At 71.6% G+C, this 14,370-nt stretch carries 13 protein-coding genes and 5 tRNA genes; 9 read left to right on the top strand and 9 right to left on the bottom strand.

The window, feature by feature from the left end; genetic code table 11:
• Positions 1-125: 125 nt before the first annotated feature.
• Positions 126-806: a MerR family transcriptional regulator gene (locus EBO15_RS24250; RefSeq protein ID WP_122196740.1), complete on the bottom strand. Its 681-nt coding sequence runs from the start codon at positions 804-806 to the stop codon at positions 126-128.
• 186 nt (positions 807-992) lie between these two features.
• Between EBO15_RS24250 and EBO15_RS24245 the strand changes: the two genes are divergently transcribed.
• Positions 993-2,342, top strand: coding sequence for a YhgE/Pip domain-containing protein (locus EBO15_RS24245; protein WP_122196739.1), 1,350 nt, complete (start codon positions 993-995; stop codon positions 2,340-2,342).
• A gap of 115 nt (positions 2,343-2,457) precedes the next feature.
• The gene (locus EBO15_RS24240; RefSeq protein ID WP_122196738.1) at positions 2,458-2,907 is read left to right on the top strand and encodes a MarR family winged helix-turn-helix transcriptional regulator; all 450 of its coding nucleotides are present in this window, start codon (positions 2,458-2,460) and stop codon (positions 2,905-2,907) included.
• Positions 2,908-3,022: 115 nt separating this feature from the next.
• Here the strand turns inward: EBO15_RS24240 and EBO15_RS24235 are convergent.
• The 3 genes from EBO15_RS24235 to EBO15_RS24225 form a co-directional block, all read right to left on the bottom strand.
• Positions 3,023-3,097: transfer RNA gene (locus tag EBO15_RS24235), tRNA-Val, on the bottom strand.
• A 31-nt stretch (positions 3,098-3,128) separates the two neighbouring features.
• A tRNA-Gly gene (locus EBO15_RS24230) sits at positions 3,129-3,200 on the bottom strand.
• A gap of 151 nt (positions 3,201-3,351) precedes the next feature.
• On the bottom strand, positions 3,352-4,650 hold the full coding sequence (locus EBO15_RS24225; RefSeq protein WP_122196737.1) for an alkaline phosphatase family protein: 1,299 nt from the start codon (positions 4,648-4,650) through the stop codon (positions 3,352-3,354).
• Between the two features lie 145 nt (positions 4,651-4,795).
• Here EBO15_RS24225 and EBO15_RS24220 point away from each other — a divergent pair, with 145 nt between their 5' ends.
• Entirely contained in the window at positions 4,796-5,644 is an 849-nt protein-coding gene (locus EBO15_RS24220) for a hypothetical protein (RefSeq protein ID WP_122196736.1), read from the top strand.
• Positions 5,645-5,672: 28 nt separating this feature from the next.
• On the opposite strand, the gene EBO15_RS24215 is transcribed toward EBO15_RS24220, so the two are convergent.
• Positions 5,673-7,310, bottom strand: a complete 1,638-nt coding sequence (locus tag EBO15_RS24215) for an ABC-F family ATP-binding cassette domain-containing protein (RefSeq protein WP_122196735.1) — start codon at positions 7,308-7,310, stop codon at positions 5,673-5,675.
• A 160-nt stretch (positions 7,311-7,470) separates the two neighbouring features.
• On the opposite strand from EBO15_RS24215, the gene EBO15_RS44385 reads away from it, so the two are divergent.
• Both EBO15_RS44385 and EBO15_RS24210 read left to right on the top strand, forming a co-directional pair.
• A complete protein-coding gene (locus EBO15_RS44385; RefSeq protein ID WP_158628343.1) occupies positions 7,471-7,629 on the top strand; it encodes a hypothetical protein in 159 nt (52 codons plus the stop codon).
• 135 nt (positions 7,630-7,764) lie between these two features.
• Positions 7,765-8,208, top strand: coding sequence for a phosphatase domain-containing protein (locus EBO15_RS24210; RefSeq protein ID WP_122196734.1), 444 nt, complete (start codon positions 7,765-7,767; stop codon positions 8,206-8,208).
• Positions 8,209-8,306: 98 nt separating this feature from the next.
• On the opposite strand, the gene EBO15_RS24205 is transcribed toward EBO15_RS24210, so the two are convergent.
• The 4 genes from EBO15_RS24205 to EBO15_RS24190 form a co-directional block, all read right to left on the bottom strand.
• On the bottom strand, positions 8,307-9,527 hold the full coding sequence (locus EBO15_RS24205; protein WP_199744775.1) for an SGNH/GDSL hydrolase family protein: 1,221 nt from the start codon (positions 9,525-9,527) through the stop codon (positions 8,307-8,309).
• Positions 9,528-9,805: 278 nt separating this feature from the next.
• Positions 9,806-9,880 (bottom strand) — tRNA-Val (locus tag EBO15_RS24200).
• A 1-nt stretch (position 9,881) separates the two neighbouring features.
• Positions 9,882-9,955, bottom strand: a tRNA-Cys gene (locus tag EBO15_RS24195).
• 27 nt (positions 9,956-9,982) lie between these two features.
• Positions 9,983-10,054: transfer RNA gene (locus EBO15_RS24190), tRNA-Gly, on the bottom strand.
• 134 nt (positions 10,055-10,188) lie between these two features.
• Between EBO15_RS24190 and EBO15_RS24185 the strand changes: the two genes are divergently transcribed.
• The 4 genes from EBO15_RS24185 to EBO15_RS24170 all read left to right on the top strand — a co-directional run bounded on the left by EBO15_RS24185 (position 10,189) and on the right by EBO15_RS24170 (position 14,359).
• Positions 10,189-10,914 carry an ArsR/SmtB family transcription factor gene (locus tag EBO15_RS24185; protein WP_122196733.1) on the top strand — a complete coding sequence of 242 codons (726 nt, stop codon included), beginning with the start codon at positions 10,189-10,191 and terminating at the stop codon, positions 10,912-10,914.
• 69 nt (positions 10,915-10,983) lie between these two features.
• A complete protein-coding gene (locus EBO15_RS24180; protein ID WP_233616403.1) occupies positions 10,984-11,979 on the top strand; it encodes a chorismate-binding protein in 996 nt (331 codons plus the stop codon).
• Positions 11,969-12,808 carry an aminotransferase class IV gene (locus EBO15_RS24175; RefSeq protein ID WP_122196731.1) on the top strand — a complete coding sequence of 280 codons (840 nt, stop codon included), beginning with the start codon at positions 11,969-11,971 and terminating at the stop codon, positions 12,806-12,808. The genes EBO15_RS24180 and EBO15_RS24175 overlap by 11 nt, the downstream gene beginning before the upstream one ends.
• 78 nt (positions 12,809-12,886) lie before the next feature.
• Positions 12,887-14,359, top strand: a complete 1,473-nt coding sequence (locus EBO15_RS24170) for an extracellular solute-binding protein (RefSeq protein WP_233616402.1) — start codon at positions 12,887-12,889, stop codon at positions 14,357-14,359.
• Positions 14,360-14,370 lie beyond the last annotated feature (11 nt).

Below are 14,370 nucleotides of genomic sequence, written 5' to 3'. Positions count from 1 at the left end.
GGTGTGCGCTGCTCGAGACGAGCAGATCTTCTGGTCGGCGGGCGAGCGGTGCCCGGTGGTTCCCACCTGACCCCGCCGCCTCCCGGCTCGCATGTCCCGGTGCGACGATCCGAGCCGAGGGGAGTTCAGCGGCCGTCGGCTGGGTGCGGGTCGGGCCGTGGGCCGGCGCCGTCGGTCGTGCGGGCCCAGGCGGTCCGGCGGCGGGACTCGTCCTCCTGGGCGAGGCGTCGCAGGACCGCCAGAACCGGTTCGAGGAGCAGGACGACGATCGCGGCGTGCTCGGCGAGCCGGAGGCGGTCTTCGATGTTCTCGAGCCGGTCGAGGTCGAGCCTGGCGGCGGCGGCGGCCAGTTCGGCGTAAGGCAGCAGGTCCTCGGTGCCGTACTCCATGCCGAGGCGGCTGAGGTCCATCAGGCTCGCGGCGAGCGCGCGCCGGTGCGGCGACTCCGGGGAAACCTCCCATCCCATCGCGGCCAGAAGCTCATCGACCCGCAGCGACTGCTCGTCCACGGCGTCCGCCTCGGCGGCGTCCACGGGGGTGGGCAGCGCGTAGTGGACGACGCCGAGCGTGGCGAGAGGATCGAGCGGCTGGTCGATCGCCGCGAGCACGTCGCGGGTGGCGGCGATGGACAGGCCACCGCGGGAGGTCAGGGCGCGGATCAGCCGCAGGCGCTGGACGTGCTCCTCGCCGTACAGGGTCAGGGTGGCCCCGAGGGGCCGTCCGGGTGGCAGCAGGCCCTCCCGCAGGTAGTACTTGATCGTCCCGACCGGTGTCCCGGACAGGCGGCTCAGGTCGGAAATCCTCATGTGCTCGCTCGCTTCCTGTGTGTGACCATTCTCCCATATGTCCAGGTGGGGGCCAATATCCGATAGTTCGACTATCGTAGTGGAAAGTAAAGCTTTCCAGAAGACTGTCGACCAGCCGGAACACTGGAAACACCACCCTCCGCACCTCAGCACCGCTGCGGGCGCGACACCGCAACTGGAGCACCCATGACCGAGCCGACCCACACCTTCAGGACGAGCGAGCGCAGGCTGCTGCGCCGCCGGAGCCTGTGGCTGTCCTCGGCGCTGATCCTCGGCCTGCTGTCGTTCGTCCTGTCGCTGCTCTACCTGGGCGCCAACAACGACCCGGTCGGCTCGATGAAGGACCTGCCGATCGCCCTGGTCAACGCCGACCGGGGCACCCAGGTCGCCGGCAGGCAGATCAACCTCGGCGCGCAGATCGCCTCGCAGACCACCAACGCCCCCGATCTGAAGGGCAAGATCGCCTGGAAGCAGGTCGACCGCCGCACCGCCGACGACCTCCTGGGCAAGGACAAGGCCTTCGGGGCGCTCGTCATCCCGGAGAACTTCTCCGCCTCCGTGGCGGCCCTCGCCAGCCCGGCCCAGCAGCAGCCCCACCCGCCGACCATGACGGTGCTGACCAACCCCGCCGCCGGAAGCTTCGGCTCCTCCATGGCCACCGAGATCAACCGCAAGGTCGTCCAGACCACCTCCGCCCAGGTGGGGCAGCAACTCACCCAGCAGCTGACCCGGCAAACCGCACAGCAGACGCCGTCCGGCACCGCCGGACGGCCCACCACGCAGAGCGCGGCGGCGCAGCTGATGATCGCCGACCCGGTCAAGTCCGTGGTCAAGGACGGGCACCCGCTCGGCCACCACAGCGGCCTCGGGTTGAGCGCGTTCTTCTACACCCTCGTCCTCGTCCTCGGCGGCATGCTCGGCGCCAACGTGATCCACTCCCGCCTGGACGCGACCCTCGGCTGGATCGCGAACGACAGGGGCCCGTTCCGCTCCCTCAAGCCCGCCCAGCACATCAGCCGGGTCCGTCACTTCGCGGTCGGCTCGGTACTCATGGTCGTCCTGTCGATGCTGACCTCGGCACTGGCCATGGCGGCGGCCGTGGGCGTCATCGGTATCGACGCCTCCCACCTGCCACTGCTGTGGTTCTTCGGATCGTGCGCCACGGCCGCGATGGGCATCACCGCCCTGGGCCTGCTCGCCGCCTTCGGCACGCCGGGCCCCATCGTCTCCATGCTCGTGCTGATCGGGCTGGCCATCCCGTCCGCCGGCGGCACCATCCCACTGGAGGCACTGCCCTCCTTCTACCGGTTCCTGGCCGACTTCGAGCCCTTCCGCCAGGTGGTCGACGGCGTCCGGTCCATCCTCTACTTCGGCGCCCAGGCCGATGCCGGGCTCGGCCGCGCCTGGACCATGACGGGGATCGGCTTCGCCCTCTCACTGGCCCTCGGTCTCGCCGTCACCCGCCTCTACGACCGCAAGGGCCTGCACCGGTCCGCACCCCGCACGCCGGAACCACAGCCCGCTGCCATCGGCTGAACTCCCCACGAACGGTCCGACGCCGGCCCCGCGCCGGCGTCGGACCGTACCGCACCCCACCCGGCGCACCCGAGCTCGGACCATGGAAGGCGCCTGATAGCTTCTGGCCGTGGCCATGAACAGTGACCCCGCCCCGGACAGGTCCCCGGTGGTCGAATTCGGCCTGACGCTCAAGCGCGCGCAGCACGTGCTGGCGCAGCGCCTCGACGAGGCCCTGCGCCCGTTCGACCTCAACCTGGGCCTGTGGGCCGTGCTGCGGGAGGTGGAGCGGCAGCCGGGCGCCTCGGCGTCCGAACTGGCCAGGGCCACGTTCCACACCCCGCAGACGCTCGGGGGACTGCTCCAGCGTCTCCAGGACCGGGGCCTCGTCGAGCGCAGCGCGGGACGCGGCCGCATCGTGGACAACCACCTGACCGCCACAGGACGCGACACGCTCGCGACGGTCACGCCGAAGGCCGAAGCCGTCATCGCCGACGCCCTGACGGCCCTGCCCCCGGCGGACCGCGAGCGTTTCCAGGGGCTGCTGGCCGACTTCACCGACGCGCTCACGCGCCCCCGGGACTAGGTTCTCCGGAGGCCGGACGTGATCATTACGTCGGCCCTCACGATGATCGAATCGCGTCGGAGAAAGCCAAAGGCCCCGTTCCCGTGAGGGAACAGGGCCTGAGATTCATGCCTGCTGGTGGGCGATACTGGGATTGAACCAGTGACCTCTACCGTGTCAAGGTAGCGCTCTCCCACTGAGCTAATCGCCCGGAACGTCCACCCTGGGAGGGTGATCCGGAGAGCGGAAGACGGGATTTGAACCCGCGACCCTCACCTTGGCAAGGTGATGCTCTACCCCTGAGCCACTTCCGCGTGTGCTGCTCGGTGCCTTCCCTTTCGGGCCGGTCCCTCGCGGCGACAAGGAAAACTTTAGCGTGGATTCCGAGTGCTCGTGACATCGGAGCCGAGCTGATCAGCGGCTCGACCCCCGGAGAGGCCCGTTCCGCCAGGTGGTCGGCGGCCCTCAGCGGTGCCGGGCGGCGAAGCCGTGGCGGGTGGCGTAGGCGGCCAGATCGTGCCAGTCGTCGCCGGTGTGGGCGTGGGGCTCGATACAGCCGAGCGTGGTCGGCTGGGGGACCGAGTAGCGCGGGGCGTGCAGGTTCGGCTTGGCGTGGAAGTCGAGGACCTCGGCGATGTTGCGGGCGGCGGCGTCCCGGACGGACAGGGGCTTCAGGCCCCAGCGCCACTCGATGGCCTTGAGGACGGACGTGTGGTCGTAGACCTCGTGGGCGATCGACCGCCGCCGGGCGCGGGGGGAGATCAGCAGGCAGGGGACGCGGAAGCCGCGCAGGCCGGTGCCGAGGTCGGGGCGCGGGTCCGGGCCGGTGGGCGGCGGGACGTGGTCGAAGAAGCCGCCCCACTCGTCGTAGTTGATCACGAAGAGGGTGCGGGGCCAGTTCGGGGACGTCGTGACGGCCGTGTAGACCCGGTTGAGGAAGCTCTGGCCGAGGCGGATGTCGGCGAGCGGGTGCTCGTCCTCGGACATGCCGGGCAGCGCCTCGCCGAGGAACCCGGGCTCGACGAAGCTGACGGCGGGCAGGCGCCCGGCCTTGGCGTCGGCGTAGAACTCGCCGATGTTCCGGCTGACGTCCAGGTGCTTCAGGCCCCAGAGCCCGGTGAACGGGACGTCGCTGAAGTAGTAGCGGCAGGAGACCTTCTTCGCCTTCAGGCGGTCCCAGATGGTGGTGAGCTGGGAGATCGTGAAGGTGTTGGACGTCCGGTCGGTCTGCGCCGCGTGCTGGAAGATCCGGTTCGGGAAGGTGGACGACATGATCGCCGGGAAGTAGCGGTCGCAGACCGTCCAGTCGCGGGCGGCGTGGCCGTGGAAGCCCAGGTCGGCGCCCTTGTAGTAGCCGATCGAGAACACGTCGTTGTGCCCGGCGCGCAGCCAGCCGTCGCACTTGCCGCCGTTGTACTCGACGCGTCCGCCGCCGTAGGAGTGGTCGGGGTCGTTGAAGCCGCAGCCCCACGGGACGGTCAGGTGGTGCGTGGCGTGCTTCCCGCCCTGGGCGTCGGTGAAGGTCAGGCCGTCCTGCCTGCCGTCCGCGCCCGGGAGCCAGCCGAGGTAGTGGTCGAAGGAGCGGTTCTCCATCATCACGACGACGATGTGGTCGATGCCCGATTTCGACGGCTCCGGCAGCTTCGAGACGGGGGCCCTGGTGGACGCCGCCGCGTCGGCCTCCGTGCCGCCCGCCGCCAGGACGGCGGCCGCGCCCGCCGTTCCCGCGAGGAACCCGCGCCGAGTCAGGTCGTCGATGCCCATGGGACTCCCTCCGCTCACCGGATCGCGTGAGGAGTATCACCATGCACGGGGCGCGAGCGGAAGAACAGGACAGGACGGAAGGGGGACAAAAACCCGAAAAACCCTCACCCGAATCGGGCCCTGGACGCTTTGTCACACTGGAAGGGTGGGACACGAGGGTGCGGCCGCCGAGAGGGCGGCGGCGCGGGTCAGCGCCGTCCGGGACGGGCCCCCGTCCGCCCGCCTGCGCCTCGCCGCCGCGTTCTACCGCGGCCGTTACGCCCGGTACGGACGGGCCGAACTGAGCTTCCTGCGCTGGACGATCACCCGGGGCGTCCTCAACGCGCCGGACGGCGATCCGCCCGGAAGCCCGTGGTGGCGGGCCGTCAACGAGCGCCTCCTCCAGGACAAGACCGAGGCCGCCCTGCTGGACGGCGTCCAGGCCGCCAACCCGCGCGTGGCGCTCTGGCAGCGGTTCCTCCGCCGGCCGTCCCCGGCCGCCTGGTACCGCGCGCACAACGCCAGCGTCGTGGACGGCTACCTGGACCACCTGCCGCTGGCCCTCGCCGAGCTGCCCGCCGAGCGCTTCATGATGAACGTGGCGCTCATGCGCGTCCTCTACACGCACGCCATGGTCGCCCACCCGCGCCTCGCGCTGGGCCCGCTGGCCCCGCTCGGCCCCCTCCTCGGCGACCCGCGCAAGGGGACGGTCGGCTTCTTCCTCGACCTGCGCCGGGCCTTCCCGGAGGGCTACCCGCTCACCGGCCTGAGCGCCGAGTCGCTGGTCGGCGCCGAGGGCGGCCTGCCCCGGCTGCTCGACCACGGCGTGATCAACGCGCGGGCCGCCGCCCTCTACCGCTTCGCCGCCGCGTCCCTGGACGAGCCGCGCGTCGCCGGGCTCCACCGCGACGGCCTGCCCGGCTACGCCTGGCCCGCGGACTGGCTCCCGATCTGGCCGAGGGGCGACGGCCGCACCCGGATCGTCCGGCTCGCCGCCCGTGCCACTCGTCCCTGACCCGGGGGCCCGGTGACCGCGCCGTGCCTCAGAGCTCGATGACCTTTCCGTGCTCGACCCGCAGCCGCCGCGTCGTCCGGACGGCGTCCAGCATCCGGCGGTCGTGCGTGACCAGCAGCAGGGTGCCGGTGTAGGAGTCGAGCGCCTGCTCCAGCTGCTCGATCGCGGCCAGGTCGAGGTGGTTGGTCGGCTCGTCCAGGACGAGCAGGTTCACGCCCCTGGCCTGGAGCAGCGCCAGCGCCGCGCGGGTCCGCTCACCGGGGGAGAGGGTGGCCGCCGGGCGCAGCACGTGCTCGGCGCGCAGGCCGAACTTCGCCAGCAGCGTCCGGACGTCCGCGGCGGTCGTCTCCGGGACGGCCGCGCCGAACGCGTCCAGCAGCGCCGCGTCGCCGAGGAACAGCCCGCGCGCCTGGTCGATCTCCCCGACCAGGACGCCGGGGCCGAGGGAGGCGTGCCCCTCGTCCACCGGGATCCGTCCCAGAAGCGCCCCGAGCAGCGTCGTCTTGCCCGCGCCGTTCGCGCCCGTGATCGCGACCCGGTCCGCCCAGCCGATCTCCAGGTCGGCCGGGCCGAACGTGAACGACCCGCGCCGGACGACCGCGCCCCGCAGGGTCGCCGCGACCGCGCCCGAGCGCGGCGCGGCGGCGATCTCCATCCGCAGCTCCCACTCCTTGCGCGGCTCCGCGACGACGTCCAGCCGCTCGATCGCCTTCTCGGTCTGCCGCGCCTTGGCCGCCTGCTTCTCGCTCGACTCCGACCGGAACTTCCGGCCGATCTTGTCGTTGTCGCCCGCCTTCCGGCGCGCGTTCTTGACGCCCTTGTCCATCCACGCCCGCTGCGTCTGCGCCCGGTCCTTGAGCGAGGACAGCTTGTCGGCGTACTCCTCGTAGTCGGCCCGCGCGTGCCGCCGCGCGACGTCCCGCTCGGCCAGGTACGACTCGTACCCGCCGCCATAGGCGTTGATCTGCTGCTGCGCGAGGTCCAGTTCGAGGACGCGGGTGACCGTCCGGGTCAGGAACTCGCGGTCGTGGCTCACCAGGACCGTCCCGGCCCGCAGGTCGGTGACGAACCGCTCGAGCCGCTCCAGGCCGTCCAGGTCGAGATCGTTGGTCGGCTCGTCCAGCAGGAACACGTCGTACCGGCTGAGCAGCAGCGACGCCAGTCCGGCCCGCGCCGCCTGCCCGCCCGACAGCGACGTCATCGGCTGGTCGAGATCGACGGTGAGGCCGAGTTCGGCGGCGACCTCGCCCGCCCGGTCGGCCAGGTCGGCGCCGCCGAGCGCGAGCCACCGCTCCAGCGCCTCGGCGTACGCGTCGTCCGCGCCCTCGACCTCGTCGACCAGGCCCGTCGTCGCCTCGTCCAGGTCGGCCTGCGCCTGTGTCACGCCCGTCCGGCGTCCCAGGAACGCCTCGATCGTCTCGCCCGGCCGCCGCTCGGGCTCCTGCGGTAGATATCCGACCAGCGCCGTCGGCGGGCTCAGCCGGACGCTCCCGGACTCGGGCGCGTCCACCCCGGCGAGCAGCCGCAGCAGCGACGACTTGCCGGCCCCGTTGGCCCCGACCAACCCGACGACGTCGCCGGGGGCGACGACCAGGTCCAGGCCGGAGAACAGCAGACGGTCGCCGTGCCCGGCGACAAGATCCTTAGCGACAAGTGTGGCGCTCACCCCCCAACGCTACCGGCCTGATCAGATGCCCGGTCCGGCCCGAACGCGGCGACCGCTCCGCTCGGGGACCGGGCCCTACCGCCGACCCTGCCGACCCCGTCGACCTCGGCATCCGAGACACCGACCACACCCGCGACCGGACGGCCGGAGGAGCCGGCAGATGCCCGAGCTGACGAGGCTGGACGCGAGCCACACCCGGGCCGTCCTGGCCTTCGAACCGGCGAACCGCGCCTACTTCCCGGTAGCCGAGGCAGACGCGTCCGACCTCGGCGGCAAGCCGGGCACCTGGTACCAGCGCGACCTGCCGCTCCGGCAGTGACCCGTGACCCGGCAGGCGGGTCTCGCTCGGCGCACGCTCCATCCGGCGGGATATCGGGTGATACGGGCGAGGTTTCTATGGTTGAGTTCGGCACCCGCCCGACGTGTTCTCCGCACAGCCCGCCAAGGAGCCTCCGTGACGCCGACCAAGCCGAGCCGGGGTCTGTTCCTGGTCGACATCGACGGCACCGTCGCGCTCCGCCGTCCCGGACCACGCGAACGCGCCCCGTACGACTGGCACCGAGTCGGCGAAGACCTCCCGAACGCGCCCGTCATCACCGTCGTCCAGGCCCTCGCCGCAGCGGGCCACGGCATCATCTACGTGACCGGACGGTCCGACGCCTGCCGTGCCTCCACCCGTGCCTGGCTCGCTGAACACGTCGCCGTCCCCGGCGAGGCGCTGCTCATGCGCAAGGACGGCGACCGCCGCCGCGACACCACCGTCAAGTCCGAGCTGTACAAGCGGCACGTCCGTCCGAACGAGCAGGTCACGGCGGTTCTGGAGGACCGCGCCACCGTCGTCGCCATGTGGCGCGGCCTCGGCCTCACCGTCCTCCAGGTCGCCGACGGCGACTTCTGACAGCCGGGCCGAGCCGCAAGCCACCAGGCTTCAGCAGTTCGGTTGCGGGAGGTCCGGTAGGTGCTGGGCCGGGGTTCCGGCCCAGCACCTGTCCGGGGTCAGTTCAGGGTCATGAGGGGTTCGCCGTTGGCGTTGGTGCCGGTGCCGCCGCGGGTGCAGGCGCCGCCGTGGGGGGAGCCGCCGTTGTACGCCTGGCGCAGGCAGTTGCGCAGGGCGAGCTGGCCCCAGTAGTTCGGGTGGATGGACTCCTGGATGTAGTAGTCCGAACCGATGGTGGTGACGGTGCGGATCTGGTTGATCCACTCGGTCTTGTCCACGGCGCCCGCGCTCCGCCAGGAGCTCAGGCCCGCCTCCTCGACGAGGCCGACGGTGTTCTCGCACAGCCGCCGGGAGTTGAACGCCGAGGACAGGCGCATGGTCACCAGGTTGGAAAGCCCCGCGTCGGACGCCGCGCCTGCCACCGTCTGGTCGATGACCGTCAGCGCGGTGGAGTTGGCGTAGTTGGCGTCGTTGTTCCAGAAGCCGCAGCCGCCGGTCGACTGCCGGGTGTAGCCGGACTGCGAGTAGCGGAAGCCCGAGCTCGTGGGGATCGGCGACGGGTAGTCCTGCGCGACGATCTTGTAGGAGGACGGCGAGTACCCGGCGTTCGTCATGGCCTGGGCGACGTTCCGGAACGCCTGGGCGATCTTGGCCCGCTGCGCGGCGACGTTGGACGAGGTGAAGTTGGACGTCACCGCCGAGTCGTCGTTGCAGTAGTTCGGCAGCCACGACGGCGAGGTCAGGAAGTCCGTGACGCACTTCTGCACGATGCCGCCGAAGCCGAAGTCGTTCCCGCCGATGGAGACCGCGACCATCGTGACGTTGTGGGACGAGGCGAAGTTCTGCAGCATCAGAGCCTGGCCCTGGTTGCCGCCGCTGTTGTAGAAGTCGATCCCGGGCTTGAAGTTGCCGCTGGAGTCGGTGTGGGTGCCGGTCGTGGCCCCGGAGCAGGCGAGGTTCATGCCGTTCACGCCGCCGCCGATGTAGACCTCGGCGGACTGTGAGCGGTGGCAGCGGGTGATCTGCTCGGCGGTGTGGGAGGCGTTGTCGTAGTAGGCCGTCGGACCCAGCGCGTCGATCAGCGATTCGCCGTCGTTGCTGTTGCCCGCCCAGCGTCCCGCCTCGCCGGAGATGTAGGAGTCGCCGAGCGTGACGACCCACGGCGATCCGGATCCGGGGCCGTCGGCGAACGCGGGCGGTGCGGAGAGACCGGCGGTCAGCAGGCCCGCCGCCAGGGCGAGCGCGCCGACGCGCCGGAGGGCAACACGAGATCGGGCCACGGCCGGTCCTCCAAGAAGGCGAGTGCGATGGGACCCCCGGAGAACCGCGACCACGCGGTCATCCCGGCCGAAATGTGACACCGCGCCGCGAACCCGACAAGAAGGCCGTTCAATCCGTTGCCTGTTCGTGTCCCACACCGAGCCGACCCGGCTCGGGGAACCTCAGGGACTCGGGACGGCACGCAGGCGCGCGGTGCGGGACCGAGGTCAGGGTGATGGCGTCCGGGAACGCGAAAGCCCCGCTTCTCCGAAGAGAAGCGGGGCTTCCGTCTTACGTGTGGTGGGCGATACTGGGATTGAACCAGTGACCTCTACCGTGTCAAGGTAGCGCTCTCCCACTGAGCTAATCGCCCTTGGAGGTGGAGACGGGATTTGAACCCGTGTACACGGCTTTGCAGGCCGTTGCCTCGCCTCTCGGCCACTCCACCAGAGCGAGGCCGTGTCCGGCCTCTCAGAGCGGAAGACGGGATTTGAACCCGCGACCCTCACCTTGGCAAGGTGATGCTCTACCCCTGAGCCACTTCCGCCTGCCGTCCGGGCTTCCCCGGCGACAGAGAGAACATTAGCGTGTCCGGGCCGCTTCCCCAAACCGGATTACGCGATCCGGTCGCACGGGACGCTTCCATCGGCGTCGAAGCGTCCGCCGCCTAGGCTCGAAGGCATGAGCCTGGCGTATGACTCCGATATCGCCCCGGTGGCCGCGCTGATGGCCGACCGGGCGCGGGCGGCGATGCTGACCGCGCTGCTGGACGGCCGTCCGCTGGCGGCCGGGGAACTCGCGCGGGTCGCCGGGGTGAGCCCGCAGACCGCGAGCGCGCACCTGGCGAAGCTGCTGGACGGCGGCCTGGTGAGCGTCGTCGCGCAGGGCCGGTGGCGGTACTACCGGCTCGCCGGGGAGGAGGTCGCCGCGGTGATCGAGGCGCTCAGCCGGATCAGCCCGGACATCGAGGTGAAGGGGCTGCGGCAGTCGCGGCTGGCGCGGCGGCTGCACACCGCCCGCACCTGCTACGACCACCTCGCCGGGGAGGCCGGGGTGGCGCTGTTCGCGGCCCTGGCGGACGGCGGCATGATCGAACCGGACGCCGGCCGCCCGGTCGAGACCGGCATCCCGTACGCGACGACCGAGAAGGGCGAGCACCGGTTCGAGGAGATCGGGCTCGACCTGGACGCGCTGCGCCGGACGCGGCGGCGGTTCGCGGGCGCCTGCCTGGACTGGACGGAACGCCGTCCGCACCTGAACGGGGCGCTCGGCGCGGCGCTGACCACGCGGATGATCGAGCTCGACTGGTTCGCGCGCGTCCCCCGGGAGCGACGCGCGCTGACCGTCACCGAGGACGGCCTCAAGGGGCTCGCGGACTCGTTCGGCTGCGTCCTGGCCTCGCACTAGCCCGCGCGCGGCGGCCCGGCGGGCGCGCCGTGTGCCGCGGCCCCGCGCGGGGACGGCAGACTAGGGGCCATGTTCGCCCCAGGAGCCATGTTCGCGCACGTCGGAGGGATGCTGGCGACCGGGCTCGCCGAGGTGACCAGCGACCCGGCGGCGCTGGACTCACGCGGCTGGTGGGCGGTCGTCGTCAGCTACGAGGGCAAGATCACCTGCGCGCGGTTCGAGGACGTCCGGCCCGCGCCGCACCCGGACGGCCCGTGGCGGCCGCCGGGGGAGTGGGTCTCGTCGCTGGACCAGGGCGCCTACATGCGGGGCGTCGAGCGGATCCGCGCGACGATCGCGGAGGGCGTCGTCTACCAGGCGAACCTGTGCCGGGTGCTGTCCGCGCCGCTCGCCGGGGACGCCGACATCGCGGGCCTCGGGAGGCGGCTGGCCAGGGGGAATCCCGCGCCGTACGCGATGACGCTGCGGCTGCCGGGGATCGCGGTCGCGTCCGCGTCGCCCGAGCTGTACCTGGCCCGGGACGGACGGGTCGTGACGTCCAAGCCGATCAAGGGGACCGGGCGCACCGAGGCGGACCTGCTGCCCAAGGACCGCGCCGAGAACGTGATGATCGTCGACCTCGTCCGGAACGATCTCGGGCGGGTCGCCGCGGTCGGGTCGGTGACGGTGCCGGAGCTGCTCGCGCTGGAGGAGCATCCGGGGCTGGTGCACCTGGTCTCGACCGTCCGGGCGGAGCTGGAGCCGGGCGCGGGGTGGCCGGAGCTGATCGAGGCGACGTTCCCGCCGGGCTCGGTGACGGGCGCGCCGAAGGCGAGCGCGCTGTCGCTGCTGGAGGTGCTCGAGCCGGTCCCGCGCGGGCCGTACTGCGGGGCGGTCGGCTGGGTGGACGCGGACCGGCGGCGCGGCGCGCTCGCGGTCGGCATCCGGACGTTCTGGGCGGAGGACGGCGTGCTCCGGTTCGGGACGGGGGCCGGGATCACCTGGGGATCCGACCCGCTGGGAGAATGGAACGAGACCGAGCTGAAGGCGGCTCGGCTTCTGGAGGTGGCATCCGGTGAGCGGTGAGCGGGCGAAGGTGTGGGTCAACGGGACCCTGCTGGATCCCGACGAGGCGGTCGTGTCGGTCTTCGACCACGGCGTTCTGGTCGGCGACGGCGTGTTCGAGACGGTCAAGGCGGTGGACGGCGAGCCGTTCGCGCTGACCCGTCACCTGAAGCGGCTCGGCAGGTCCGCCGCCGGGCTCGGCCTGGCCGAACCGGACGTGGAGGAGCTCGCCGAGGGGTGCCGCGCGGCGCTCGCGGCCGCCCCGGACTGGCCGTCCGCCCGCATCCGGATCACCCACACCTCCGGCCCCGGACCGCTCGGCTCGCAGCGCGGAACCGAGGGCACGACCACGACGATCATCGTGGCCGAGCAGGACCCGTTCCCGGAGACCGCCGACGTGGTCGTCGTCCCGTGGGCGCGGAACGAGCACGGCGCGCTGGCCGGGCTGAAGACGACGTCCTACGCCGAGAACGCGCTGGCGCTCGCGCACGCCAGCGAGCGCGGCGGCGGCGAGGCGATCTTCGCGAACCTCGCCGGGAACCTGTGCGAGGGCACCGGGACGAACATCTTCGTCGTCCTGGACGGCGAGCTGATCACGCCACCGCTGGAGGCGGGCTGCCTAGCGGGCGTCACGCGCGGGCTCGTCCTGGAGTGGTGCGGCGGCGTCGAGGGCGACCTTCCGCTGTCGGAGCTGTACCGGGCCGAGGAGGCGTTCCTGACCTCCACGACCAGGAACGTCCAGCCGATCCGGAAGGTGGACGGCACGTCGCTGCCGGCCGCTCCGGGCCCGGTCACCCGCAAGGCGATGGAGATGTTCGAGGCCCGCTCCACCGAGCTGACCGACCCGTGACCGGGCGGCGGGGCGAACCGAAGATCGGTTAGGTCTTTACGACTCCCGTCCCATCGGTCACGTTAACGGTGACGCCCATTGGAGGTCACCGTGGACATCTCCGGACGGCTGGAACGCTCCCGACCCCATCCGCACCTCGACTCACGGTTCCACTCACGGCTCACGGCCGCGCTCGCCTTTCTCCTGGTGGGCGCGGCCGTCTCGTCCTGCGGGGGCGGTTCGTCCTCGACCGACCCGCAGCGCAACGCCAAGGCCAGGTCCGTCACCCTCACGATCGCGCGCAACGCCATCGTCGGCGGCAAGAACGACGCCGAGGCGTCGTGGATCACCAAGACCGTCATCCCCGGGTTCGTCGCCGCCGAGAAGGCCCAGGGCCTGCGCGTCAAGGTCGTGTACCACGGCTACGGCGTGGACGACGAGGCGTACAAGACCAAGACCGCGCTCGACCTGAAGTCCAAGGCGGGGGCGGACATCGTCAGCCTGGACGGGATCTGGGTCGGGGAGTTCGCGCAGGCCGGTTACATCAAGCCGCTGACGGACGTGGTCGGCGCGCGCGCCGACTCCTGGGACGGCTGGGGGCAGATCAGTTCGTCCGTCCAGCAGCTGGGATCGTTCCAGGGCAAGCGGTACGGGATCCCCCCGAGCACCGACGGGCGTGTGCTCTTCTACAACAAGAAGCTGTTCGCGCAGGCCGGGCTGCCCACGAACTGGCAGCCGAAGAGCTGGGACGAGATCCTCGCCGCCGGGCGCGCGCTGAAGCGGCTGCCCGGCGTCACGCCGCTCCAGTTCAACGCCGGGACGGCGATGGGCGAGGCGACGACGACCCAGGGCGTCCTGCCGCTGCTCGCGGGGGCGGGCGCGGAGATCTACGCGAACGGCAAGTGGGCCGGCGGCGGGGCCGCGATGAAGCAGGTCCTCGGCTTCTACCAGCAGCTGTACGGGCCGAACGGGCTCGGTGACAAGAAGCTCCAGGAGGAGGCGAAGGGGCGGGACAAGTCGTTCGAGGAGTTCGCGAACAACAAGATCGGCGTGCTGCTGGAGGGCGTCTATCTGTGGCGGGCGGTGCTGAACCCCAAGGACGGCATCGCGAAGATGGCGGACCGCGACCAGTCGGTCGGGTACGCGCTGATCCCGGCGGTGGCCCCCGGCAAGGGCGTCAAGGGGCAGTCGTTCGTGAGCGTGTCCGGCGGGGCGATCGCCACGATCAACCCGCACACCAAGTACCCGCAGCAGGCGTTCGACCTGCTGGCGTACCTGAACCGGCCGGACGTGGTGAAGGCGCGCATCGCGGGGAACCCCGAGGTCACCTCGCGCAACGACGTGAACGCCGACGCGCTGAAGGACGACCCGTTCCTCACCTACGTCGCGCAGAAGGTGCTGCCGATCACGCTGTTCCGGCCGGGGCTCGCCGCCTACACGCAGGTGTCGACGGCCTTGCAGGAGGCGACGGCGGGCATCGTCGCCGGGCACGGCCCGGACGACGCGGCCGGGCGGTACACCAAGGCACTGGAGGGCATCGTCGGTGGTTCCGGCAACGTCGACGCGCACTGAGGCCGCGCGTG

Origin of the sequence: Actinomadura harenae, assembly GCF_003696215.1 — a bacterium.
In the GTDB taxonomy this organism is placed as follows: Bacteria; Actinomycetota; Actinomycetes; order Streptosporangiales; family Streptosporangiaceae; genus Spirillospora; species Spirillospora harenae.
Note: the sequence above shows the minus strand (reverse complement) of the source record. Positions and strands in the feature narration are given on the sequence as shown.

Bases quoted from the DNA above. Each gene is read 5' to 3' on its own strand.
- EBO15_RS24185 (WP_122196733.1), top strand. From the start codon at position 10,189: ATGAGCCTGGCGTATGACTCCGATATCGCCCCGGTGGCCGCGCTGATG.
- EBO15_RS24245 (WP_122196739.1), top strand. From the start codon at position 993: ATGACCGAGCCGACCCACACCTTCAGGACGAGCGAGCGCAGGCTGCTG.
- EBO15_RS24180 (WP_233616403.1), top strand. From the start codon at position 10,984: ATGTTCGCCCCAGGAGCCATGTTCGCGCACGTCGGAGGGATGCTGGCG.
- EBO15_RS44385 (WP_158628343.1), top strand. From the start codon at position 7,471: ATGCCCGAGCTGACGAGGCTGGACGCGAGCCACACCCGGGCCGTCCTG.
- EBO15_RS24240 (WP_122196738.1), top strand. From the start codon at position 2,458: ATGAACAGTGACCCCGCCCCGGACAGGTCCCCGGTGGTCGAATTCGGC.
- EBO15_RS24250 (WP_122196740.1), bottom strand. From the start codon at position 806: ATGAGGATTTCCGACCTGAGCCGCCTGTCCGGGACACCGGTCGGGACG.
- EBO15_RS24225 (WP_122196737.1), bottom strand. From the start codon at position 4,650: ATGGGCATCGACGACCTGACTCGGCGCGGGTTCCTCGCGGGAACGGCG.